Below are 23,692 nucleotides of genomic sequence, written 5' to 3' on the forward strand. Positions count from 1 at the left end.
CAAGCCTGCTCACCACAGCAAGCCTGCTCACCACAGCAAGCTTGCTCACCACAGCAAGCCTGCTCACTACAGTAAGCCAGCTACAGGGTGCGTGCCACAGCAGGTTCAGTCGTCGAACCCAACCTGCTCGTGAATCTCATCCACCTTCAACTCCAACCGATACGCCACCGCAATAAACAACGCCTGGCACAAACACAACGTGGCGCTCAACGAACGAAAGGCAAACGACGACCCCTCATTTACCAGCAGCACCGCGTTCGCCCGCTTGGCCAGGGGCGACAGGTTGCTGTCGGTGATGATCAGGGTCTTGGCCTGATGATGCTGGGCAATGCGCAGGCAGTGCTGGGTCTCTTTGCCGTAGGGCGTAAAGCTGATCGCAATCACCAGGTCATTGGCGCGCACGCTGCGCATCTGCTCGCGGTAGCTGCCGCCCAGGCCCGAGACCAAGTGGATGCGCTTGTTGGTGTGCTGCAGGTTGTAGACCAGGTAATCGGCCACCGCAAAGGAGCGGCGTACGCCGACTACGTAGATATTGTCGGCGTTGACCACCAGGTCCACGGCTTTTTCGAAGGCCGTGTCATCCAGCTCCAGCCCCAGGCGCTCGATACCCGACAGCGTGGCATTCACGCACTCGCGCGCTAGGTCACCGCCACTGGCCTTCTGCGACTTGTTGGCGATCATGCTGCGGATGCGCTGCTGGTAGTTCTGCACCGGTGTGGTCTTGTGGGTGTAGGCCTCGCGAAACAGCGCCTGCATTTCACTGAAGCCACTGAAACCGAAGCGCTGGGAGAAGCGCACGATGGCCGACGGGTGCACTTCGCACTCGCGGGCGATGTCACTGATGCGGTCGACCATGATCCGGTCGCTCTGCTGGCTCATGTAGCTGGCGATGCGCTTGAGCTGGCGCGGCAGGCTCTCGTATTCGTCGGTGATCAGCTGCAACAGGCGCTCGGCATTGATCGGAGGGCTGGCGATAGAGTCTTCCAGGGTGGTCTCGGGATCGGTGCGGGACATGGGCAATCCTTCTGGCGTTTTTTGTCTGTTGCGCTGATGGGTGGCGCAAGTCTACAGGGTAGGCGCAAAAAAATACCTCGGCATCACGGCCGGCGTGGCCTGCTGAAACGATGCACTGTGGTGGGAGCGCCCCTGTACGAGCTTAATGGAAAAAATATTCCAATGAAAAAATATCTGGAATAAATATTGATTGGTGTCGCTGGACGTTCTAGTCTGCTCCCACCAAGAGCGTTTGCCGTCGTCACGGCGGCACAACGCAGGCTGATAAAAATAACAGGAGCCAGCATGGGCCAGACTCGTTTTGCCAATGGGCGTCAATTGGATCTGATTTGCCTCGGGCGCCTGGGCGTCGACCTCTATGCACAGCAAGTGGGTGCACGGCTTGAGGACGTTTCCAGCTTTGCCAAGTACCTGGGCGGATCCTCCGCCAACATCGCCTTCGGCACCGCGAGGCTCGGGCTCAGGTCGGCGATGTTGAGCCGGGTGGGCGACGACCACATGGGGCGTTTCCTAATGGAATCCCTGGCCCGTGAAGGCTGCGACGTCAGCGGCATCAAGGTCGACCCGGAACGCCTCACCGCCCTGGTGTTGCTCGGTCTCAAGGACCGCGAAACCTTCCCGCTGGTGTTCTACCGCGAAAACTGCGCCGACATGGCCCTGCGCGCCGAAGACATCAACGAGGCCTTTATCGCCTCCAGCAAGGCCCTGCTGATCACCGGCACGCATTTCTCCACCGATGGCGTGTACAAGGCCAGCCTCCAGGCGCTGGATTACGCGGCCAAGCACAACGTCAAGCGCGTGCTGGATATCGACTACCGCCCGGTGCTGTGGGGCCTGGCAGGCAAGGCAGATGGCGAAACCCGGTTTGTCGCCGACCAGAATGTCAGCCAGCACGTGCAGAAAATCCTGCCGCGTTTCGACCTGATCGTCGGTACCGAAGAGGAATTCCTGATCGCCGGTGGCAGTGAAGATTTGCTCACCGCGCTGCGTAACGTGCGTGAGCTGACCCCGGCGACCCTGGTGGTCAAGCTCGGCCCGCAGGGCTGCACGGTGATCCACGGCGCCATCCCCGCACACCTGGAAGACGGCGCGATCTACCCTGGTGTGCGCGTGGAAGTGCTCAATGTGCTGGGCGCCGGCGATGCATTCATGTCGGGGTTCCTCAGCGGTTGGATCAATGACGCCAGCGATGAACGCTGCAGCCAGTTGGCCAATGCCTGCGGCGGCCTGGTCGTTTCGCGCCACGCCTGCGCACCGGCCATGCCGACGCCCGCGGAGCTGGAATACCTGTTCAACAGCCCGGTGCCGATTACCCGCCCGGACCAGGACGTGACCCTGCAACGCCTGCACCGCGTGACGGTGCCGCGCAAAGCCTGGAAGCAGCTGTTCGTATTTGCCTTCGACCACCGCTGGCAACTGGTGGACCTGGCGCAGAAGGGCGGCCAGGACCCGGCGCGTATCAGCGATGCCAAGCAACTGTTTATCCAGGCCATCGAACGCGTCGAGAAAAAGCTCGCCGAGCAAGGCGTAGAAGCCGATGTCGGCCTGCTGGCCGACCAGCGTTTTGGCCAGGACGCGCTCAACGCCGCCAGTGGTCGCGGCTGGTGGATCGCGCGCCCGGTCGAGGTGCAGAACTCGCGACCGCTGGCGTTCGAACACGGTCGTTCGGTGGGCAGCAACCTGATTGCCTGGCCCCAGGAGCAAATCATCAAGTGCCTGGTGCAATTCCATCCTGACGACGAGCCGCTGTTGCGCCTGGAGCAGGAGGCGCAGCTCAAGGCGGTGTACGAGGCGTCCATCGTGAGCGGCCATGAACTGCTGCTGGAAGTCATCCCGCCCAAGGATCACCCGTCCACTTATCCCGACGTGCTGTATCGCAGTCTCAAGCGCCTTTACAACCTGGGCATCTATCCGGCGTGGTGGAAGATCGAGGCGCAGTCGGCCGAGGACTGGAAGAAGCTCGACGAACTGATCCAGGAGCGCGACCCGTACTGCCGTGGCGTGGTGTTGTTGGGCCTGAATGCCTCGGCGGAATTTCTCGCCGACGGTTTCCAGCAAGCCCGCCTGAGCACCACCTGCCGGGGCTTTGCCGTGGGCCGCACGATCTTCCAGGAACCAAGCCGCGCGTGGATGGCGGGGGAGATCGATGACGAGACCCTGATCCAGCAAGTCCAGGCCACCTTCGAACAGCTCATTAACGCCTGGCGCCACGCCAGAGACTGACACCACCCCCTGTAGGAGCCCGGCTTGCCGGCGATGGGGCCTTCAAGACCGCTATCGCCGGCAAGCCGGGCTCCTACAGGGGGTGGTGTCAGCCAGAAGATGAAACCAGACAACAACAAAAAGGTGCAGCCATGCCCGCAATCCGAATTGGCATCAACCCGATCTCCTGGAGCAACGACGACCTGCCGGCCCTGGGCGGTGAAACGCCCCTGAGCACCGCCCTGAGCGAAGGCAAGGAGATCGGCTACGAAGGCTTCGAACTCAACGGCAAATTCCCCAAGGACGCCAAGGGCGTCGGTGATGTGTTGCGCCCCTACGACCTGGCGCTGGTCTCCGGCTGGTACTCCAGCCGCCTGGCCCGGCGCTCGGTGGCCGAAGAAGTCGAGGCCATCGCCGGCCATGTCGCGTTGCTCAAACAGAACGGCGCGACGGTGCTGGTCTACGGCGAAGTGGCCGATTCGATCCAGGGCTCGCGCATTCGCCTGATCGAACGTCCGCGTTTCCACAGCGAACACGCCTGGCAGGACTACGCCGACAAGCTTACTGAACTGGCGCGCTTCACCCTGTCCCAGGGCGTGCGCCTGGCGTATCACCACCACATGGGCGCCTACGTCGAGTCACCGGAAGACATCGACCAACTGATGCAACGCACTGGGCCTGAAGTCGGCCTGCTGTTCGACTCCGGCCATTGCTACATGGGCGGCGGCGAGCCGATCGACGTGTTGCGCAAGCATATCGGGCGTATCTGCCACGTGCATTTCAAGGACGTGCGCAAACCGGTGGTGCAACTGGCGCGTAACCAGATGTGGAGCTTCCCCGACTGCATCGTCAACGGCACTTTCACCGTGCCCGGCGACGGTGATATCGACTTCGCCGAATTGCTCGATGTGCTGTTGGCTGCCCAGTACAAAGGCTGGCTGGTGGTGGAGGCCGAGCAGGACCCGGCCGTGGCCCCCAGCTATATCTATGCGAAAAAAGGCTACGACACCTTACGTGCGCTTCTGAATGAGAGGACCGGACAATGAGCTTGTTGGTCAAAAGCAGCAAACGCGGAAAAACCATGGTTGCCCTGGAAGCCGGGCGCCTGGAGTACGTGGGCTTTGCCGCCTATCGCCTGAGCCTGGGCGAGACCCTGCCGGTCAGTGCCGGTGATCAGGAGCTGTGCCTGGTGCTGCTCAGCGGTCGGGTGAACATCGAGGGCGAAGGCTTCAACTGGCAGAACCTTGGGGATCGCCAATCGGTGTTTGAAGAAAAATCCCCCTTCGCCGCCTACCTGCCACCGGGCACCGATGCCCAGGTCACCGCCTTGAGCGATGTGCAGATCGCCGTGTGCGCTGCACCTGGGGCAGAAGGCTACGAGCCACGCCTGATCCGCCCGGAAAACTGCAAGCGCAGCGTGCGTGGCAAAGGCGCCAACACCCGCTACGTGTGCGACATCCTGCCCGACAGCGAGCCCGCCCATTCGCTGCTGGTGGTGGAGGTGCGCACGCCGTCCGGGCATTCGTCGAGCTACCCGCCGCACAAGCACGACACTGACGACCTGCCGCACCAGAGCTTCCTTGAAGAGACCTACTACCACCAGATCAACCCGCCCCAGGGCTTCGTGTTCCAGCGGGTGTACACCGACGACCGCAGCATCGACCAGGCCATGGCCGTGGAAAACAGCGACCTGGTGGTGGTGCCCAAGGGGTATCACCCGGTCAGCGTGCCGTATGGCTACGAGTCCTACTACCTCAACGTGATGGCCGGCCCCAAGCGCGCCTGGCATTTTCACAACGACCCGCAGCACAGCTGGCTGCTGGACCTTTAATCAGCGGTTTGGACGGAGAACAACAACAATGAAGTCGCCTCTACGTTTCGCCCTTAACCGCATGGTTGCCCCCAATCTTTCCCTGCCGGATTTCATCCAGTTGGCCGCAACGCTCAAGTGCGATGCGATCGAGATTCGCAACGACCTGGCCGACAAGCAGATCGAATTCGGTACCCCGGCCAGCCGCGTGCGCGAACTGTGCGCGGTGCAGGGCATCACCGTGTTGTCGATCAACGCGCTGTACCCCTTTGATATGTGGAACGACGAGCGCCGGGCCCAGGCGATCAAACTGGCGACCTATGCCCGCGAATGCGGTGCACAGGGCCTGGTGATGTGTCCGTTCAATGAGCCGGGCGACACGCGCAGCGAAGCTCAGCGCGCGGCCGCGTTGCGCACGGCCTTGAGCGAATTGGCGCCGATCCTGCGCGAGTACGGGATTCTCGGTTTCATCGAACCCTTGGGTTTTGAAGAATGTGCCCTGCGCCGCAAGCGCGTGGCGGTGGACGCGATCAAGTCCATCGGCGGCCTGGATGTGTTCCGCCTGGTGCACGACACGTTCCACCATCACCTGGCCAGCGAGCATGAGTTCTTCCCGGAACTGACTGGCCTGGTGCATATCTCCGGCGTGGAAGATGCCGAGGCGCCGCTGAACGCGATTCGCGACGGCCACCGCGTGCTGGTGGGCGAGGGTGACATCCTCGGCAACGCGGCGCAGATCGACACCTTGCTTAGCACCGGCTACGGCGGCTACCTGTCGTTCGAACCGTTTGCCGAGAGCGTGCACGGCCTGGCCGACATCCAGCAGGCGTTGGGCGCAAGCATTGCCCACCTGCAGAAATCCCGGACCTGACACCGGACAAACTGTGGGAGCGGGCTTGCTCGCGAAGGCGGTGGATCAGTAAATGAATCAAGTGACTGACACACCGTCTTCGCGAGCAAGCCCGCTCCCACAGGTGATCGCTATTGATCGACAGATTTGCATTCATTCAAGGTGCGAACATGACCACAACACGATTGACCATGGCCCAGGCCCTGGTGAAGTTCCTGGATAACCAATACATCGAAGTCGATGGCGTGCAGAGCAAGTTTGTCGCCGGGGTGTTCACGATTTTCGGTCACGGCAATGTGCTGGGCCTGGGCCAGGCCCTTGAGCAGGACAGCGGTGACCTGGTGGTGCACCAGGGTCGCAACGAGCAGGGCATGGCCCACGCGGCGATCGGTTTCGCCAAGCAGCACCTGCGCCGCAAGATCTACGCGTGCACTGCCTCCGTGGGCCCTGGCGCCGCCAACATGCTGACTGCTGCGGCGACGGCCACGGCCAACCGTATCCCGTTGCTGCTGTTGCCCGGCGATGTCTACGCCAGTCGCCAACCCGACCCGGTGCTGCAACAGATCGAGCAGTTCCATGACTTGAGCATCAGCACCAACGATGCCTTCCGCTCGGTCAGCAAGTACTGGGACCGCATCAACCGCCCCGAGCAGTTGATGACCGCCGCCATCCACGCCATGCGCGTGCTGACCGACCCGGCCGAGACCGGCGCCGTGACCCTGGCATTGCCCCAGGACGTGCAGGCCGAGGCCTGGGACTATCCGGATTATTTCCTGCACAAGCGCGTGCACCGTATCGAGCGTCGCCCGGCGACCACCGCGATGATCGGTGATGCGTTGGCCGCCTTCCGGGGCAAGCGCAAGCCGCTGATCATCTGCGGTGGCGGCGTGAAGTACTCCGGCGCCAATGCCGCGCTGCAAGCCTTTGCCGAACGCTTTGATATTCCCCTCGCCGAGACCCAGGCGGGCAAGAGCGCCGTGGTCTCCAGCCACCCGCTGAACGTCGGTGGGATTGGTGAAACCGGTTGCCTGGCAGCGAACCTGCTGGCGCCCGAGGCCGACCTGATCATTGGCGTCGGCACGCGCTACACCGACTTCACCACCTCGTCCAAGTCGCTGTTCAAGCACCCTGAGGTGAAGTTCCTCAACCTCAATATCAGCCCATGCGATGCCTTGAAGCTCGACGGCGTGCAAGTGCTGGCCGATGCGCAGGTCGCTCTCGAAGCATTGGCGGATGCCCTCGGCGATTACCGCTCCGGCTGGGGCGGGCAGGTCGCCGAGGCCAAGGCGCAGTTGGACGCCGAAGTGGACCGCGTGCACCACGTGGAATATGCCGGCGACGGGTTTGTGCCCGAGGTCGACGACCGCCTGGACCGTGCGGTACTGCGTGAATTCATCGAGTTGACCGGCTCGTGCCTGACCCAGAGCCGGGTGCTGGGCGTGCTGAATCAGACCCTGGCCGACGATGCCATCATCGTCGCCGCCGCCGGCAGCCTGCCCGGCGACCTGCAGCGTGCCTGGCGCAGCAAGGGCGTCAACACCTACCACGTCGAATACGGCTATTCCTGCATGGGCTACGAGATCAACGCCGCCCTGGGCGTGAAACTCGCTGAACCGACCAAGGAGGTCTACGCCCTGGTCGGTGACGGCTCCTACATGATGCTGCACTCGGAGCTGGCCACCTCGATCCAGGAGCGGCGCAAGATCAACGTGGTGCTGCTCGACAACATGGCCTTCGGCTGCATCAACAACCTGCAGATCGGCAATGGCATGGACAGCTTCGGCACCGAGTTCCGCTTCCGCAACCCCGAGAGCGGCAAGCTCGATGGCGGGTTGGTGCCGGTGGATTTCGCCATGAGCGCGGCCGCCTATGGCTGCAAGACCTACAAGGTCGGCACCGTGGAGCAACTCGAGGCGGCGCTGGCGGATGCGCGTACCCAAACGGTTTCGACGCTGATTGATATCAAGGTGCTGCCCAAGACCATGATCCACGGCTACCTGTCGTGGTGGCGGGTAGGCGTGGCGCAGGTGTCCACCAGCGAGCGCACCAATGCCGCTGCGAAAAAACTCAATGAACACCTGGCCAAGGCCCGGCAGTACTAATAACAAGAGGAGTTTTGTATGTCTTTGAAGCTAGGTGTGATCGGTACAGGCGCTATCGGCCGGGACCATATCCGTCGTTGCAGCCAGACGTTGCTCAACAGCCAGGTGGTGGCGGTGACCGACATCAACCTTGAACAAGCTGCCAAGGTTGTCGCAGATTTGAAGCTGGACGCCGAGGTGTATGCGGACGGCCATGCGTTGATCAACTCACCGCAGGTGGAAGCGATCCTGGTGACCTCTTGGGGCCCGAGTCACGAAGCGTTCGTGCTCGCCGCCATCGCCGCCGGCAAACCGGTGTTCTGCGAAAAGCCCCTGGCGGTCACGGCCGAGGGTTGCCGCAAGATCGTCGACGCCGAAGTGGCCTACGGCAAGCGCCTGGTGCAGGTCGGCTTCATGCGCCCGTACGACGAAGGTTATCGCGCCCTCAAGGCCGTGATCGACAGCGGCCAGATCGGCGAGCCGTTGATGCTGCACTGCGCGCACCGCAACCCCACGGTGGGCGAGCACTACAAGACCGACATGGCGATCACCGACACCTTGATCCACGAGCTGGATGTGTTGCGTTGGCTGCTCAACGATGACTACGTGTCGGTACAAGTGGTGTTCCCGCGCAAATCCAGCAAGGCCCTGGCTCACCTGCGCGACCCGCAGATCGTGCTGCTGGAAACCGCCAAGGGCACGCGCATCGATGTGGAAGTGTTTGTGAACTGCCAATACGGCTACGACATCCAGTGCGAAGTGGTGGGGGAGACCGGTATCGCCAAGCTGCCGGAGCCGTCCCAGGTACAACTGCGCAGCGGGGCGAAGCTGTCCAATGCGATTCTTATGGACTGGAAGGATCGGTTTATCGGTGCCTATGACGTGGAGTTGCAGGCGTTTATCGACAGCGTGCTTGCGGGCCAGGTCGGTGGGCCGTCGGCGTGGGATGGATTTGCCGCGGCGGTGGCGGCGGATGCGTGTATCGAGGCGCAGACCAGTGAGCAGATTGTGAAGGTGTGCCTGCCGGATCGCCCGCACTTCTACGGCTAAACCAATGAGGAAACTCGGTCAAATAGGTGGGAGCTGGCTTGCCTGCGATAGCGGTCTTTCGGTTAAAAATGTAGCGCCTGACACACCGCCTTCGCAGGCAAGCCAGCTCCCACAGTTGATCCGGTTTCCAGTTCAAGAAGGTATCTACTCATGCGAATCGGATTGGTTGGCTACGGCCACGGAGGGCGCTTCTTTCATGCGCCGCTGATTGCAACCCTGCCAGGCGCCACCTTTGTCGGCGTGGTCACCCGCTCACCGGAACGCCGCCAGCAATTGGCGACTGATCATCCCGGCCTCAAGGCCTTCGACTCCATCGGCCAGATCGTCGAAGCCGGTGTCGACGCGCTGGTCATCTCCACCACCCTCAAAGGCCGCCCGGCGCTGGTGCTGGAAGCCATCGAACACGGCGTCACGGTGGTCAGTGACAAACCCTTCGCCGCCAACGCCGAACAGGCCCAGGCGCTGATCACCGCGGCTGAACGCCAGGGCTCACTGCTCAGCGTCTACCAGAACCGGCGCTGGGACTCGGACTACCTGACCCTGCGCAAGCTCATCGACGCTGGCGCCCTCGGTCGCATCACCCGTTTCGAATCGCGCGTGGAACGCTACAGCCCGCAAGCCGTCGGCAACGCCAGCGGTGGCGGCTGGCTGCGTGACCTGGGCAGCCATTTGGTCGATCAGGCCCTGCAACTGTTCGGCCCGGTAGATCGTGTATTCGCCCAACTGCACTACACCGCCGAACACCCCACGGTGGACCACGGCTTCTTTGTCTCCCTGAGCCATGCCAGCGGGGTGATCTCTCATCTGTGGGGCAATGCCTTGCAGAACAGCCAGGCGCCGCGTTTTCGCGTCAGTGGTACGTCGGGCTGCTACACAGTCGAAGGCCTGGACGGCCAGGAAGAAGCCTTGATGGCTGGCAAGTCGCCCAAGACCGAAGGCGAGCATTGGGGCGCCGAGGAACACCGACGCTGGGGCTGGTTCGAACAGGGCTCGGAGCGCGAGCGCGTGCCGTCGGAGAAGGGCTGTTGGACGCAGTTCTATCGACAGTTGCAGTCGGCGGTGCAAGGGCAGGGGCCGTTGCCGGTGGACGCCTATGACGCGCTGGAAACCACCCGTATATTGGACGCCGCACGCCTGAGCGCCGAGCGCCAGCAGGTGGTTTCAACAAAAATAGAATAAAATTCTAAAACAGGTTGATATGGAAATTATTTTCCAATAAAGTCTTTTCCAGGTTGCATAAAGTACGTTCGGACCCGATCCGCACGACTCAACAAAAACAAGATCAAAAACAACCAGGTACCGTCAGATGAAAATCTTCAACGCTGTACTGCGAGTTTTACGCCCTGCCCACACGCCACGCGGTCTGCCCCGCGCCCGGCCGTTCTACTTCTCTTTCCTCAATGTGCTGTGCGTCGAAAACAAAGGCGCGCTGGTCTGCTGCATTCCAGGCGCACCGGTGGTCCGGCTGCCTGCTGAGCGCTGATAAACGCAACGTCCAAAAAACCAACAAGAAAGTGGAGACAGACCGTTCATGAAGACCCCGATCCGTTTTACCGCGCTGGCCTTGTCCATGCTGCTCGCCAGCGGTGTTGCCGCGGCTGCCGATCTCAAGATAGGCGTGAGCATGTCCGCCTTCGATGACACCTTCCTCACCTACCTGCGCGAAGACATGGACAAGCAAGCCAAGTCCTATCCCAAGGGCGATGGCGTGCAGCTGCAGTTCGAAGACGCCCGCGCCGATGTGGTGAAGCAGTTGAGCCAGGTCGAGAACTTTATCAGCCAGAAAGTCGACGCCATCATCGTCAACCCGGTGGACACGGCTTCGACCGGCAACATCATCAAGGCCGCCACGGCGGCGAAAATCCCGCTGGTGTTCGTCAACCGCCGCCCTGATAGCCCGACATTGGCCTCAGGCGTAGCGGCGGTGACCTCCGACGATGTCGAGGCCGGCAAGCTGCAGATGCAGTACATCGCCGAAAAGCTCGGCGGCAAGGGCAACATTGTGATCCTGCTGGGTGACCTGGCGAACAACTCCACCACCAACCGTACCAAGGGCGTGAAGGAAGTCCTGGCCAAATACCCGGGCATCAAGGTCGAACAGGAACAGACCGGGATCTGGCTGCGTGACAAGGGCATGACCCTGGTCAACGACTGGCTGACCCAGGGCCGCGACTTCCAGGCGGTGCTGTCGAATAACGATGAGATGGCGATCGGTGCCGCCATGGCCTTGAAGTCGGCGGGTAAGAAGGGCGTATTGATCGCCGGTGTCGACGGCACGCCGGACGGCCTGAACGCGATCACCAAGGGCGACATGACCGTGTCGGCCTTCCAGGATGCCAAGGGCCAGGCGGACAAGTCGGTGGAAACGGCGCGCAAGATGGCCAAGAACGAGCCCATCGAGCAGAACGTGGTGATCCCGTTCCAACTGATCACCCCGGACAACGTCAAAGACTTCAAGTAGCCCTTACATAACAACAATAAGCCGGCAGGGCGGTCGTGCCCGCTCTGCCGATGGAGTACCTCCCTATGCTCGCTCACGCCGCTGTCTCGCAGCCCACCGGTACCCAGCCGCTGCCGCTGGACGAACCGTACCTGCTGGAAATCGTCAACATCAGCAAAGGCTTTCCTGGCGTCGTGGCCCTGGCCGACGTGCAACTGCGGGTGCGCCCCGGCACGGTGCTGGCGCTGATGGGCGAGAACGGTGCGGGCAAATCGACGCTGATGAAAATCATCGCCGGCATCTACCAGCCTGACGCCGGGGAAATTCGCCTGCGCGGCAAGCCGATCGTGTTTGAAACGCCCCTGGCGGCCCAGAAGGCCGGGATCGCGATGATCCACCAGGAACTCAACCTGATGCCCCATATGAGCATCGCCGAGAACATCTGGATCGGTCGTGAGCAGCTCAACAGCCTGCACATGGTCAACCACCGCGAAATGCACCGCTGCACGGCAGAATTGCTGGCGCGCCTGCGCATCAACCTGGACCCCGAGGAGCACGTGGGCAACCTGAGCATCGCCGAGCGGCAGATGGTCGAGATTGCCAAGGCCGTGTCCTATGACTCCGACATCCTGATCATGGATGAACCGACGTCGGCCATTACCGAGAAGGAAGTGGCCCACCTGTTTTCGATCATTGCCGACCTCAAGTCCCAGGGCAAAGGCATCGTCTACATCACGCATAAAATGAACGAAGTGTTCGCCATCGCCGATGAAGTGGCGGTGTTCCGCGACGGTCACTATATCGGCCTGCAACGCGCCGACAGCATGAACAGCGACAGCCTGATCTCGATGATGGTCGGCCGAGAACTGAGCCAGTTGTTCCCGGTGCGCGAGACGCCCATCGGTGACCTGCTGCTGTCGGTCCGCGACCTGCGCCTGGACGGTGTGTTCAAGGATGTCTCTTTCGACCTGCATGCCGGCGAGATCCTCGGCATCGCCGGGCTGATGGGCTCGGGCCGCACCAACGTGGCGGAAACCCTTTTCGGCATCACCCCAAGCGACGGCGGGCAGATTGAACTGGACGGTAAAGCGGTGCGCATCAGCGACCCGCACATGGCCATCGAGAAAGGGTTTGCCCTGCTCACCGAGGACCGCAAGCTCAGTGGTCTGTTCCCGTGCCTGTCGGTCCTGGAAAACATGGAAATGGCGGTGCTGCCGCATTACTCGGGCAACGGCTTTATCCAGCAGAAGGCCCTGCGTGTGCTGTGCGAAGACATGTGCAAGAAGCTGCGGGTGAAAACCCCGTCCCTTGAGCAATGCATCGACACCTTGTCCGGCGGCAACCAGCAGAAGGCCTTGCTCGCACGCTGGCTGATGACCAACCCGCGCCTGCTGATCCTCGATGAACCCACGCGGGGCATCGACGTGGGCGCCAAGGCCGAGATCTATCGCTTGATCTCGTTCCTGGCCAGCGAAGGCATGGCGGTGATCATGATTTCTTCCGAGTTGCCCGAAGTACTGGGCATGAGCGACCGGGTCATGGTGATGCACGAAGGCGAATTGATGGGCACCTTGGACCGCAGCGATGCGACCCAGGAAAAAGTCATGCAGTTGGCCTCCGGGATGACCGCAGTCCACTGACGTACAGAATAAAAAGGTGATGGGCTATGAACGCAATAACGGATAACAAACCTGCGACGGTGCCAACCAAGAGTCGTCGACGCATGCCCACCGAGCTGAGCATCTTCCTGGTGCTGATCGGTATCGGCCTGGTGTTTGAATTGTTTGGCTGGATCGTGCGTGACCAGAGCTTCCTGATGAACTCCCAGCGCCTGGTGCTGATGATCTTGCAGGTGTCGATCATTGGTTTGCTGGCCATCGGTGTGACCCAGGTGATCATTACCACCGGTATCGACCTTTCTTCCGGCTCGGTGCTGGCGCTTTCGGCGATGATCGCCGCCAGTTTGGCGCAAACCTCCGACTTTTCCCGGGCAGTGTTCCCGAGCCTGACCGACTTGCCGGTGTGGATTCCGGTGGCGATGGGGCTTGGCGTGGGGCTGTTGGCGGGCGCGATCAATGGCAGCATCATCGCCGTCACTGGCATCCCGCCGTTCATTGCGACGCTGGGCATGATGGTCTCGGCCCGCGGCCTGGCGCGTTACTACACCGAAGGCCAGCCGGTGAGCATGCTCTCGGACTCCTACACGGCTATCGGCCACGGCGCGATGCCGGTGATCATCTTCCTGGTGGTGGCGGTGATCTTCCACATCGCCCTGCGCTACACCAAGTACGGCAAGTACACCTACGCCATCGGCGGCAACATGCAGGCGGCGCGCACCTCGGGCATCAACGTCAAGCGCCACCTGATCATCGTCTACAGCATCGCCGGCTTGCTCGCGGGCCTGGCGGGCGTGGTCGCCTCGGCACGCGCGGCCACCGGCCAGGCCGGCATGGGCATGTCCTATGAGCTGGATGCGATTGCCGCCGCGGTGATCGGCGGTACCAGCCTGGCAGGCGGGGTAGGGCGCATTACCGGCACGGTGATCGGCGCGCTGATCCTCGGGGTGATGGCCAGCGGGTTTACCTTTGTCGGGGTGGATGCGTACATCCAGGACATCATCAAGGGCTTGATCATCGTGGTGGCGGTCGTCATCGACCAGTATCGCAACAAGCGCAAACTCAAACGCTGAAGCGCGATAACGACTCGATGAGGGGGACGTCATGTCCCCCTCTGGCATTCAGGGCGCCAGTGGCAGGAAGTGGCGCTCGGCCAACTCCCGGCTGATTGCCCCGCGATGCACATCCACAACGCTTTGCGGGCTCTGGGTTTTAGCCAGCAGCGAGTAGTAGCTGTCTGTGCGTTGTGCCCTGGTTTTCAGGTGTGCCACGCTGAAATGGTGCTTCGGCGTATTGGCGGCGGGGTAGTGAAAGTGGGCATACCACAGTGGAAACCCCCGCGTGTCGTTGATTGCATATTCCTGGATGAAATCACGCCGTTCGCCACGCATCGGCACCCGTGAGCCGAGTCTGGCCAGTTGCACGCGTTGCTGTTCCAGCAAATACACAAGATGGCTGTCGGTCGGTGGCAGCTCAAGTGTTCGTTGAATGCGCAGTTCCCGTCCCTTGGTCCTCAATGTTGTGGCTGCCGCTTGCATATCGTGCAGCAGCGTCTGGTCTGCCGGCACTCTTGAGCCCTCGGGCAGGGCCTGGAGGGCGCGAGCCAGTTCGTCGGCCAGTTCCGTAAAGCGATCGGCCGCCTTGTGCAGGCTTTCCTGGATTTCGATGGGGAACCTGGACATCTGCGCGTAGCCTTCCTCGCGCGTGATGATCGAGGCAAGTTCCCGTACAGACTTGCGCGCATCGCCCTTGACCAGGTTCAGTGCGCGTGTCCCAGGTGGCAACGCGGGCGCAGCGGGGCGTACTTCGCGGATTTCGTCCCATTGGTTGTCGCGCAGCGAGTAACTGCCGAGCAACTGATCATCCTGCTCGGCACGTACCTCTACCACGTCGATGGGCAAGGTGGTGCCGGCTGGCTTCAGGTCACCGATCAACACGCCATGCTTGCGGGTCTTGATGACTTTTTTCTGGGGTTTGCCCTCGGCCTGCAGAGGCCGCTTGGGAGGACGCCTGGCCGGTGCGGTTTCAGGTTTGACCTCAATGGCCAACTGTTGCACGACATCGCGGTAAAGCTCCTCCACCAGTTGTTGGACCCGCGCAAAGTACACCATGTCCAGGTTGTCGGCGTGCACCATTGCCATGCCTTGCAGGGCATCCACCGCCTGGCCGTAATGCTGGAAGAGACTGTCCAGCACATTCAGGCGGTCCTCGGGGGCGAGCGCAAGGGTGTGCAGTTCGCCGTGGGTACGTATCTGAGAGGAGAGCGGGTCAAGCAGGGAGGCCAATTCCCCGGTGCTGCTGTGACCCCAGGTCTTGATGCTCAGGTATTTGAGGTTATTGAGTTGCGAGTATTTGACCGCGATTGAACCCAGTTCGGCCGGGCGGTTCTGGGTCAGGCGGTTATAACGTTCAAGGCCGGCCTGGCCAAGATCGAACAGCTCCTGCAGGGCCTGGTCCTTGAGCTCCAGGGCGTTGATCTGTCGCTGGTTGACCTCGCTCAAGTCTTTGAGAAACTGCATGTATCCAGACAAGTCGGCCCGAATGACGGGCATTCGCTCGTAGGCGTTGGCGATGAACTTTCGGTTCAGGGCATGCAGCGCCTGGCGATCCATATCGGCGATGACCACCGACTTGCGTGCGTTGTTGACTGTGTTTTCCAGTAGCGCGGCCTGTATCTCGACCGACAATGGAATGCGCAGTTGGCTACGCTCCTGGCGACTGTCGAGGATTTTCCGATAGGTTGCGCTCTGACTGTTCAGGGCGCTGTCGAATGCCCGGCGGGTGCTGGCCTTGGCTGCGTCGGAGTACTTCGGATGAGTGGCGGCAAGGTGCATCAGCATTTCTGCATCGTCGGCCTTTTTCTGGTGGGCTTGTTGTGCTTTTAAAAATTGGTCGTACTCATCGGCAAGCTGCTTTTTGCGATCGGCGTCATGTTTTTCTTTGGCGGCAATGCGCTTGTTCGGCATGCCGCCACGCAGGCGCAGACGCAAATCCAGCGACCAGTTGCCCAAGCCATCGGTTTTCAGCAATGGCCCCAGCCGGGTGCGGTTCAGAGGGTCGACAATCACCACGCTCGCGTCGGGGGTCACGTTCACGGAGTACCAGTGGTCGTCCACCAGGGCGTACCAGTCTCGCAAGTGCGAATACAGACCTTTGCATGGCCCATCCATCTCGGGCCTGGGCATCGGGTCTGGCTTGTGCGTCCTGAACGTCGCCAGTTGGGTGCGCTGCTCGGCGGTCAGCTGCTGGCGAGCGCTGGAGAAGCGGAAGTCGACCTGACTGTATTGAGCGTCGGTCTGCAACAATACCGGCCCTGAATGCATCGCCGGTTCGGGTGGCTGTGGCCATTGTTCAGGTACGCGTGCGGGCATCGACGAGCGCACGGTGTGTTGTCGCACCTCATCGGCGAGCGGCACCGTGGGCGTGGTCTTCATGGCCGGCAGTTGGTGTATCAGCATGCCGACGTTCAGCAGCAGGTCGACCAAGGCCAATTCCCGGGTGACCGGATCATCGCTGTTGAGGGCCGGGATGTCGTGGCTTGCGCTAGCCATCAGGCTAAATAGCCAGCCCGTGAGCATCAGCGGCCCTTTGGCCAGGGGCAGCAGCAACGTATTGAACAGCAGGCCGGCGCCTTCCAGCAGTTGGCCCCAGCGACTTTCATGATTGGAAACCGAGGCGCGATCCGCCTGGTTGACCAGCGCGCGGGCGTTGCTGCCATACAGAAACTGCATCAATTGGCCGTTGGACACGCATTGGCGTAACTCTTCATTACTGCCATCCGTCGCCAGGGTGGCGGGCTTGGGCACTTCAGGCACGCTGAACTCGTCGCCCATGCCAAATCGCGGGTAATGCGGTTGCATGAATCCACCGTTGTCATAGATCGGCCTTGCGCCGTCAGACAACCAGGTCAATACGCTGTCGTGTAGCTCGCCGGGTGTGGCAATCGCCTGCAGCAAGTCCTCGCGGCTGGCGAACGCGTGAAGGGCCTCGGCATACAACGGTCGGTACAGGATGTGTGGCCCGGTCAGCACACCCTCTGATTCGATGATGTACATATTGGTAACGGCATCCGGTGCCGCTTGGGGTTTACGCAGCAGGGACAAATGGCGAATCACGATGGTTTGCCCTTCTACTACACGGTCCTCGGCCCGTTCACCCATCAGAGCGGTCACGTAGCGGGCGCCGAGGGCGGTCATTCCGTTCTGGTTTTTCAGGCTCAGCTCCAGGGCTTGCAAGGGCAGTTGCACGGCGGTTTGCTGGGCAAAGCGCACGATGCGTTGGCGTGCCTGGTCGCTGTCACCGAGCAATTGGGTGTCGAGCAGTTCGGGGTAGTGCTTGCCGATATCGACCTGTTCGATCAAGCCGTTGCGACCCTTGATGTAGTCCGGCGTCAACCAGGTTGGCAGGGGTAACGAGCGGCGATGTTGCACGCTGAGTTGCCCGCGCGGCTGCCCCAGCAAGTTGTTGATTGCAAGGTCTGTGAGGCTCATATGAACGGGCTCCACAAAGCCGGCGCCGCCGGGGTATCCAACGGCCACGCTGAAGGTCAGTTGCAGGTCGTCGGGGTGAAAGTGCGCGGCTTTCGACTGGTCGGGGGGGATCTTGTCGAAGGTGATCTCGTCACGCTTGAGCTGTTGCAGCAGGGCCTGGATGGCGAAGGTACGTATGTCGGGGATATCGCTGAGGAAGGTTTTGCCATGGCTGCTTTTTTTCGCGCTGGCAAGCGCCAGGCTGTAGCTGGCGTAGCGCATCTGGTCTCTCGCCGGGGCTCGCTGCAGCCACGCAGGTATTTGGCGGCGCAGGTTGGCGAGCACCTGTGGCGCCGGAGCTTCAGGGGCGATGGGCAACGGTTCGCCGATCGCCAGGCACAGGGCGCGTAGCGAATCGAGTGTCTGGCGGGCGGGCAGGATGATCGCGCCCAGGTCTTGTACTTGCTGATTGAGCAACAGCGCGGCCTGGGCGTCGAACAGGTTGCCGTCCGGCTGCCATCGCCGCAGGGTCACCTGCTCCACCACGTAGGGCTGCGCAATGCGCCGGCCCCAGGCCTGGAGGCAGGCGTCGACTGAAGAAAAACGTTCACAGTTGCCGCCAGGCTGGCACAGCAGGACACGATTTTTTTGCGCCAACAGCAGCACTGGGCTCAAGAGGTTCAGTGTCTGTTGGTGCGTCTTGAGCGTCGCCTGCGGGCAATACCCATGCACGGCGTCGGCAGCGTATCGACGGATGCGCTCATCCCGGTCGGGACACTGGATGAGCTGTTCGAGCATGTCGCGCTCGGGCGCCTCCAAGTCGGGTTGGCTGATGCCCGTGACGCGGAGGTTGTCCGCCAACCAGTTGCTGAACCAGCGCCAGCGTGTGACGCCGCCGTCGCCCGTTTCGCCCCAGTAAGTGGCCAGGGCATTTTGCAATGCCGTCGGCAAGGTCAATGCCAGCGTGTGGATGACCTCCTCGATGACGCTCATATCGAGGGCAGGTGCAGTGTTGCCCGGCGGGCGGAGGCGGGTGGGCGGTTGGTCCGTGAGGAAGCAGGGCAGGGAGTGTTGGTCGCTCAGGTCGATCTCTGTACCTGTGGCGAGGAAGTCGAGCACACGCGGCATGAAGGGGGACAGTGTCCAGCCTGGCGTGGGGGCGGGTGTGGCCAGTTGGGTACGGGACAGGTCGATTTCCAGTGTGGGGTAACGTTTCTTGATCAGGTCGGTGAGCAATTGGCGGGCCACGGTATCCAGGCGCGGGCGTGAGGCGAACTGAGCATGTAGCGCTTGCGTGGGCAACGCGTGGGGGTTGAACGGATTGAGGGGCATGAGGCGTCCTTTTCATAAGCCGAATATCAGAGCCTCTATCTATATCGGTACCGGTCTTGCCCAAGGGGGTATCCCGTTGCTGCCCGCCCGCCGCGCAAACTGTTCAGCTCAGCGCGCGTGCGCGAGCCGCGCGGGCATATTTAACCGTTTGTCTCCTATATAGCTCCACAACACTGAATTTCTTGCTATAAACGCACTCCGATGACCATTCGCCGAGCCCGTCCTGGTGCTTTTGGGGGTTATCTGGGAAAAATGCCTGTCATTTCAGTTGCTGAGCCCTCAAGTCGGCCTTAGACTGCCGCCCCTCGTAAATTGAGTGCCGGGTGGCGCTTGAAATGGACGGCGCCTTTCCGAGACCTGCACAGGCCTTCCGGAACGCTCCCTTATTCGCCTTAATGCACGTATTTTTTATAGAGAAATCAATGACAAAGGAAAAGTTGCTGGCCATGCCGGCGGATGACTACATGAATGCCGAACAGCACGCTTTTTTCGAGCAGTTGCTGCAAGACATGAAAGTGGAACACCACGAGCGCATTGAACAGAACCGCATCGCCATTGAAAGCCTGGACACCCCGGCCGACCCGGCTGACGCCGCTTCGGTGGAAGAAGAGCGCACCTGGCTGGTGAATGCCATCGACCGCGACCAGCGCATGCTGCCGCAGCTTGAGCGCGCCCTGGAGCGCATCAAGGAAGATTCCTTTGGCTGGTGCGATGACAGCGGCGAGCCTATCGGCCTCAAGCGCCTGCTGATCAGCCCCACCACCAAGTACTGCATCGAAGCGCAAGAGCGCCACGAGCAGATCGACAAGCACCAGCGCCAAGCCTGATGCGATGAAGCTGGGGGACTGCCATGCGGTTCCCCAGGGAAAGCCCCGTTACACCCCGTCTATTGATCTGCTGCAAGCTACCCCACTAAAGGCCCATGGATAATGGCCCGATAGTGGCGTTTAATGCAGTGACAATAACGACAAGCAGTGGGGTAACGAAGATGGCTGGAGACGGATCTCTGAGGGGCACAGCAGTGCCACCGCAATCGGTGGTGCGCGGGTTGCCCGGCTGGTTGACGCAGCTTCTGCAGAGCGCCGCCCTGGTGTTGGTCTTGCTGGGCCTGGCGTTTGCCAGCCTGCCACTCTACCTCTGCCTGCCACTGGCCTTGCTGGTGATCTGGCTGCCGTTGCTGAAAAGTCGCACACCTGTCCTTGCATCTTCCGACGCCGTCGATGCCATCGGCGAGTTGACTCGCGACCTGTCGTATACCACCAGCCATAACGCCTTGTCCGCAGCCGGCGTGGCCTATTCGGTCAAGCAACTGGCCGCTCGGCTGCAGTCGCAGCTGAGCGCCGCCAAGCAGATTGTCAGCAGTGCCGAAGTGATGATCGGCACCGAAAAGATCACCTCCCAACTCAGTCGTGAGGCGCTGCAAGCCGCCAGCCAGGCCCATCGGCGCAGCATCGAAGGCCGCGAAGTGCTGGCCCAATCCATCACCCGCATGCACCAGCTCAGCCAGCGCGCCAATGCCAGCCGTGAACTGATCGAAGCCTTGAGCCAGCGCAGTGAGGAAATCCAGCGAGTGACCCTGGTGATCCAGTCCATCGCCAGCCAGACCAACCTGTTGGCGCTCAACGCGGCCATTGAAGCGGCGCGGGCCGGTGAACATGGGCGCGGATTTGCCGTGGTCGCGGATGAAGTGCGTGGGTTGGCGGGCCGTACCGCCACGGCCACCGATGAAGTCGGGGTCATGGTGGCGGACATTCAGCAACGTACCGCCCAGGTCGTGGAGCAGATTCGCCAGCTCTCGGCCGACCTGCACACCGGCGTCGAGCAGGTGGAGCATGCTGGCGAGCAACTGCACAGTATCGCCACCCTGGCCGCGGACGTGGAAGGCCAGGTCAATGAAATCGCCCAGGGCACCGATACCAATCGCACCCAGCTCGACAGCCTGTTCCATGCCGTGGAGCAGATGCGCAGTGACTTGTCCGTCAGCGACCAGCAAACCCGCCAGCTCGCCGACGCCGCCGTGCAGATGGAAGGCTAGGCCGAAACCATCAGCGAGCGCCTGGCAGAAGTCGGTCTGGATGACTATCACCAGCGCATCTATGACCTGGCCCGTGAGGGCGCGAGTCGCATTGCCGCGCAATTCGAAGCCGATGTGCAGCAGAACCGCATCAGCCAGGATGACCTGTTCGATCGCAGCTACACGCCGATTGCCAACACCAGCCCGAGCAAATACCACACCCGGTTTGACGGCTACACCGACCAGGTGTTGCCGGCCATCCAGGAGGCCCTGTTGCCACGGCATGAAGGGTTGGTGTTCGCCATCGCCTGCACGCCCCAGGGCTACGTGCCGACGCATAACAAGGCGTTTTCCCAGGCATTGACCGGCGATGCGCAGGTGGATGCCGTGCAGAACCGCACCAAACGCAAGTTCGAAGACCGTACCGGGATCCGCTGTGGCAGCCACCAACAGACGGTTCTGCTGCAAACCTATACCCGCGACACCGGGGAACTGATGCACGACCTGTCGGTGCCGATCATGGTCAAGGGCCGGCACTGGGGCGGGCTGCGCCTGGGCTATAAACCCGAGGCGGCTAAAGGTGAGCGTTAGGGATTATTGCCGTTTATGCAATGGAGCTATTCCGGGGATAGCTTTTTCCAACTGGAGGAAAACCGTAGCATGGCCAACATTGTTAGCCAGCTAACTAATGCTGCGGAGAAGCTCCATGCAAAACAAAGTCGATGTCGCCGTGATGATTGGCAGTGGCGTACCTCCAACCCTGCGTGCGCTGGGTCAGAAGGCTTGCTGGGTGGTGTTGCTCAACGGTGAGCAGCGTGGCACGGCGTTCGCCAGTCGTGATGAGGCGCAGGAGTGCAGGGCTGCCTGGGAGGCGCTGTTGCGCCTGGAACAGTCCGACAGCCCGCATTGAGGCTGGCTCAGTTCGCTTGATGCAGGCGCTGATTCAGCTCATCCACCGCAATCGCCCATTCGGCGTCGTCGCGCAGTTCTTCCTTGAGAAAACTCGCTTGTTGCGCTGACCAGAAAGGCGCGTCGACCAGCTTCACGTCGTCAGGCAAGGGATGGGCGACGATAAAGTCATCGATGGCGTCCGGGGTTGAATCCAGGCCCAATTGTTCAAACAGGGTTTCGAGGGTAGGGATTGGCGCGTCCATTTCGTTCTCCATGCGGGGTGGTCGTTATGCATGGGAGGGCTGTGGTGCAGCAGAGTTCTATCGGATTCTCAGGAATTCAGGGCGCCGCCATCCACGGCGGACTTCAACGCCCTGGCGGCGTCCTTTGCGGCGGTGGCGGCGGCGTCGACGGTCTTGAACCAGCGGTCTTTTTCCACTTGGTGCGTGGTGACAGTGGTCAGCGGTGGCTTGGCCCGCATGATGATCACTGCTTGGAATTCACCGTCTACTTCCCTTGCGTCGCCATGGATGAAAAATTCGCCGATATCAAATTCCGTCACGTAGAGCCTTCCCTTGGAGATAACTGCACTGGAGAAACCTGGCCCGCAGGGCACAAACTTCAGTGGACGGGCCAGTATGGCAGTTGTTGCGGGTTGGCTGCGCAGTTAAGTTAGCGGCCTGACGAAACGATTGCTCCGTGGGGGGCGTGCAACAGGGTTTCAAGTTGCCTGGCCAGTTCACAGGCCTTGACATGATCGCTGCGAAAGCCTTTGATTCGGCCGCTGAGCACTTCGCGAATGTGAAAGAAGTTTCTGCCGGCAGGTACGACTTGGTAAAGAACCGAATCCGAGTACCCATCAAAGCCGTTCAAGCGGTAGTATTGAGCGTCGCCCTGACAGGATGAACGGGTGTGCGAAGACATCGCGCTGTAGGGTAGTCGTTGCATGGCCTGCTCCTTTCGATCGATCCGGATGACGTGGTGGCAGCGTTTGGGTGGTTTTGATCCGCGCTGCTGTTTTAGTATTGTCGTCGCCGGCCAGCGCCCGGTTCCATGACAGCGTGTCTATTTGTGTTTGCGTGTCGGAAAACTGCATTTTTAATTAGGTTATTGTCTGAAGTTGGTCGGCCCGTATTCTCGGGCCGTTGAACCTGTGATCTCCTGTGGTACCTGATGACCTTGCACAAGGTCCATCGCGTACGTCTGTACTAGTCTGTTGGCGAGACAGCGGATCTGCTTCAGTTTTTTTCAAAGAATGAGTTGTGCGATCGTGCCGTGATGGCCGTTTTTTTGTGCTGCCCGCTCTGGCGGACGGCGCTCTTTTCGATGTGGGGGCGTTTCCTTGGCAGTCAGTAATCTGGATATGCACGCGTTGTTCGTGCTGGGTGATTTGCGCGCAAAGTTGGTCAAACAGTTTCAATCCCGTTTCGTTTACATCACTGAGCAGACGCCGGAAGGCATCTACATCGCAGAAGTCGACACCGAAGCAGCCCTGGTGGTGGATGACAAACCTCGCCTGGAACTCAAGGTCGGCGATCATTTCCGCGCGGCGGTGTTGCCCAGCCGTGAAGGCGGCAAGTTCGAACTGAAATTCCGCGACATCAAGTTGACCGTCTATGGCCTGGGCGACTACGCCTTTGTGTCTTCTGCCGAAGGCCAGGGCATCGTGTTCAAGGAAGGCCACAGCGTGATGCTGGTGTTTGCCGCCAATGAACAACTGCAGGAAGGCCTGACCAAAACCCTCAAGGCCGTGACCGGCAAGGCCGCCAAATGGCGCAAGGGTGAGCTGGTGACGTTCAAGGCCAGCGAGTAATCAGCAAAAAACCTCGAACACCCGTTATCTCCCGGAACCTCTACTACAGTTGAGTTGACTTAACTATTCAGAGGCTTCGCGCATAGGCAGCAAAGCCGTCCGCCATTGGC

At 61.1% G+C, this 23,692-nt stretch carries 21 protein-coding genes; 16 read left to right on the plus strand and 5 right to left on the minus strand.

Going from position 1 to position 23,692, the window contains the following annotated elements:
- Positions 1-105 precede the first annotated feature (105 nt).
- Entirely contained in the window at positions 106-1,014 is a 909-nt protein-coding gene (locus BM70_RS0126025) for a MurR/RpiR family transcriptional regulator (RefSeq protein WP_025858746.1), read from the minus strand.
- 285 nt (positions 1,015-1,299) lie between these two features.
- On the opposite strand from BM70_RS0126025, the gene iolC reads away from it, so the two are divergent.
- From iolC to BM70_RS0126075, 11 genes are all read left to right on the plus strand, one after another.
- Positions 1,300-3,237 (plus strand): 5-dehydro-2-deoxygluconokinase, encoded by a 1,938-nt coding sequence (gene iolC, locus BM70_RS0126030; protein WP_025858747.1) that lies wholly within the window; start codon positions 1,300-1,302, stop codon positions 3,235-3,237.
- Between the two features lie 131 nt (positions 3,238-3,368).
- Entirely contained in the window at positions 3,369-4,262 is an 894-nt protein-coding gene (gene iolE, locus BM70_RS0126035; protein ID WP_025858748.1) for a myo-inosose-2 dehydratase, read from the plus strand.
- Positions 4,259-5,047 carry a 5-deoxy-glucuronate isomerase gene (gene iolB / locus BM70_RS0126040; protein ID WP_025858749.1) on the plus strand — a complete coding sequence of 263 codons (789 nt, stop codon included), beginning with the start codon at positions 4,259-4,261 and terminating at the stop codon, positions 5,045-5,047. The genes iolE and iolB overlap by 4 nt, the downstream gene beginning before the upstream one ends.
- Positions 5,048-5,075: 28 nt before the next feature.
- Positions 5,076-5,897 (plus strand): TIM barrel protein, encoded by an 822-nt coding sequence (locus BM70_RS0126045; protein ID WP_025858750.1) that lies wholly within the window; start codon positions 5,076-5,078, stop codon positions 5,895-5,897.
- A gap of 149 nt (positions 5,898-6,046) precedes the next feature.
- The gene (gene iolD, locus BM70_RS0126050) at positions 6,047-7,978 is read left to right on the plus strand and encodes a 3D-(3,5/4)-trihydroxycyclohexane-1,2-dione acylhydrolase (decyclizing) (RefSeq protein WP_025858751.1); all 1,932 of its coding nucleotides are present in this window, start codon (positions 6,047-6,049) and stop codon (positions 7,976-7,978) included.
- A gap of 18 nt (positions 7,979-7,996) precedes the next feature.
- Positions 7,997-9,007, plus strand: coding sequence for a Gfo/Idh/MocA family protein (locus BM70_RS0126055; RefSeq protein ID WP_025858752.1), 1,011 nt, complete (start codon positions 7,997-7,999; stop codon positions 9,005-9,007).
- A gap of 150 nt (positions 9,008-9,157) precedes the next feature.
- Positions 9,158-10,186 carry a Gfo/Idh/MocA family oxidoreductase gene (locus BM70_RS0126060; RefSeq protein ID WP_025858753.1) on the plus strand — a complete coding sequence of 343 codons (1,029 nt, stop codon included), beginning with the start codon at positions 9,158-9,160 and terminating at the stop codon, positions 10,184-10,186.
- A 127-nt stretch (positions 10,187-10,313) separates the two neighbouring features.
- Positions 10,314-10,490 (plus strand): hypothetical protein, encoded by a 177-nt coding sequence (locus BM70_RS33410; protein WP_177326587.1) that lies wholly within the window; start codon positions 10,314-10,316, stop codon positions 10,488-10,490.
- Between the two features lie 48 nt (positions 10,491-10,538).
- Positions 10,539-11,468, plus strand: a complete 930-nt coding sequence (locus BM70_RS0126065; protein WP_025858754.1) for a sugar ABC transporter substrate-binding protein — start codon at positions 10,539-10,541, stop codon at positions 11,466-11,468.
- Positions 11,469-11,533: 65 nt separating this feature from the next.
- Positions 11,534-13,087, plus strand: coding sequence for a sugar ABC transporter ATP-binding protein (locus BM70_RS0126070; RefSeq protein ID WP_025858755.1), 1,554 nt, complete (start codon positions 11,534-11,536; stop codon positions 13,085-13,087).
- 26 nt (positions 13,088-13,113) lie between these two features.
- Complete coding sequence (locus tag BM70_RS0126075; protein ID WP_016975559.1) at positions 13,114-14,136, plus strand: ABC transporter permease; 1,023 nt, start codon at positions 13,114-13,116, stop codon at positions 14,134-14,136.
- Positions 14,137-14,184: 48 nt separating this feature from the next.
- Here the strand turns inward: BM70_RS0126075 and BM70_RS0126080 are convergent, their stop codons facing one another.
- Positions 14,185-18,864: a hypothetical protein gene (locus BM70_RS0126080; RefSeq protein WP_025858756.1), complete on the minus strand. Its 4,680-nt coding sequence runs from the start codon at positions 18,862-18,864 to the stop codon at positions 14,185-14,187.
- A gap of 422 nt (positions 18,865-19,286) precedes the next feature.
- On the opposite strand from BM70_RS0126080, the gene BM70_RS0126085 reads away from it, so the two are divergent.
- The 4 genes from BM70_RS0126085 to BM70_RS0126095 all read left to right on the plus strand — a co-directional run bounded on the left by BM70_RS0126085 (position 19,287) and on the right by BM70_RS0126095 (position 21,788).
- Positions 19,287-19,691, plus strand: coding sequence for a TraR/DksA C4-type zinc finger protein (locus tag BM70_RS0126085; protein WP_010564800.1), 405 nt, complete (start codon positions 19,287-19,289; stop codon positions 19,689-19,691).
- A 545-nt stretch (positions 19,692-20,236) separates the two neighbouring features.
- Positions 20,237-20,899: a methyl-accepting chemotaxis protein gene (locus BM70_RS34040; protein WP_371262186.1), complete on the plus strand. Its 663-nt coding sequence runs from the start codon at positions 20,237-20,239 to the stop codon at positions 20,897-20,899.
- 114 nt (positions 20,900-21,013) lie between these two features.
- Positions 21,014-21,469 (plus strand): hypothetical protein, encoded by a 456-nt coding sequence (locus BM70_RS34045; RefSeq protein ID WP_371262185.1) that lies wholly within the window; start codon positions 21,014-21,016, stop codon positions 21,467-21,469.
- Positions 21,470-21,584: 115 nt separating this feature from the next.
- Positions 21,585-21,788 (plus strand): hypothetical protein, encoded by a 204-nt coding sequence (locus tag BM70_RS0126095; protein WP_025858757.1) that lies wholly within the window; start codon positions 21,585-21,587, stop codon positions 21,786-21,788.
- A gap of 7 nt (positions 21,789-21,795) precedes the next feature.
- Here the strand turns inward: BM70_RS0126095 and BM70_RS0126100 are convergent, their stop codons facing one another.
- The 3 genes from BM70_RS0126100 to BM70_RS32685 all read right to left on the minus strand — a co-directional run bounded on the left by BM70_RS0126100 (position 21,796) and on the right by BM70_RS32685 (position 22,717).
- Complete coding sequence (locus BM70_RS0126100) at positions 21,796-22,032, minus strand: DUF2789 domain-containing protein (protein WP_025858758.1); 237 nt, start codon at positions 22,030-22,032, stop codon at positions 21,796-21,798.
- A gap of 68 nt (positions 22,033-22,100) precedes the next feature.
- On the minus strand, positions 22,101-22,331 hold the full coding sequence (locus tag BM70_RS0126105; RefSeq protein ID WP_025858759.1) for a hypothetical protein: 231 nt from the start codon (positions 22,329-22,331) through the stop codon (positions 22,101-22,103).
- A gap of 110 nt (positions 22,332-22,441) precedes the next feature.
- Positions 22,442-22,717 (minus strand): hypothetical protein, encoded by a 276-nt coding sequence (locus tag BM70_RS32685; protein ID WP_081782123.1) that lies wholly within the window; start codon positions 22,715-22,717, stop codon positions 22,442-22,444.
- Between the two features lie 415 nt (positions 22,718-23,132).
- Here BM70_RS32685 and BM70_RS0126115 point away from each other — a divergent pair, with 415 nt between their 5' ends.
- The gene (locus tag BM70_RS0126115) at positions 23,133-23,582 is read left to right on the plus strand and encodes a hypothetical protein (RefSeq protein WP_177326589.1); all 450 of its coding nucleotides are present in this window, start codon (positions 23,133-23,135) and stop codon (positions 23,580-23,582) included.
- Positions 23,583-23,692: the final 110 nt, after the last annotated feature.

The organism is Pseudomonas sp. CHM02 (assembly GCF_000612585.1).
Classification (GTDB): Bacteria; Pseudomonadota; Gammaproteobacteria; order Pseudomonadales; family Pseudomonadaceae; genus Aquipseudomonas.